At 72.9% G+C, this 893-nt stretch carries 1 protein-coding gene; it reads right to left on the reverse strand.

The features are described from left to right. Positions 1-24 precede the first annotated feature (24 nt). Positions 25-893: hypothetical protein (locus G7A99_RS21725; protein ID WP_163144020.1), on the reverse strand; the 869-nt coding region annotated here is incomplete at its 5' end.

An 893-nucleotide genomic window follows, 5' to 3' on the forward strand; every position in this document is an offset into this window, starting at 1 on the left:
CGTTGAACACGACGAACAGGTATTTCATGTGTCCTGGCTCCCGGGGGCCAACCGGTAGGAGAAGCTGCCGGGGGCATCCGATGCGGGCTTCAGGGGGACGGGGTGCCAGCCGTCCCGGCGTAGCGTTGCCAGGAATCGCCGTATGGCGCCGCCGTCCTCGTTGCCGGCGGTGCCGTCCACACGCAGCCGGTAGCCGTCGCGCGGGCTGGACTCCAGCCGGACGCGGTAGACGGTCAGTCCCGGCCCCGCGGCCTCGCGGATGCTGGCGAGCACCTGGACCGGGGTATAGGGGGCGCCCCGGTCGAGGCGGCCGACGAAGGCCGAGAGTTCCGCGACGGTGCCGGAGCGGTCGGGGAAGTCTGCCTCCCGGATCCTCGCGCTTCTGTCCTGCACCGCTGCCTTCAGCGTCCGCGCGCTTTCGCGTTCCTGTGCCGCGAGACCGTGGGTGTACTGCCCGGCGGCGCCGAGACCGACGGCGAGCGCGCCGACCGCGGTGAGCACCGCCGGGGCCATTGACTCGGACCACCACGCCGTCTTTTCGCGGACGGGGTTGCTGCTGGCAGCGGCACCGAGGCGGTTGACGGCCCGGGGCAGGGCGCTGAGGACCTCTCCGTCCCCGTCGCGGAAGCGCTGCGAGCGTGTGCGGCGGACCGGTACGCCCGCGGCATCCTGGACGCGCTCGATCAACGAGGTCTCCAGCTCGTCGTCCGGGGCCGCCAGGGCGGTGAGCCACTCCGGGCGCAGCGGCCCGGCGTGGCCGGACTGAGCGGCGAACGCGGCGATGTTGGCCCCGAGGGTCCGTGCCGCGAGCTGCTGGTCCTCGGCCTCGCCGGTGGCGCTGTAGACGTCCTCGAACGACAGGTCATCCCGTCCCCGCGCGAACACCAGCAGAC

The organism is Arhodomonas sp. KWT (assembly GCF_010993615.1).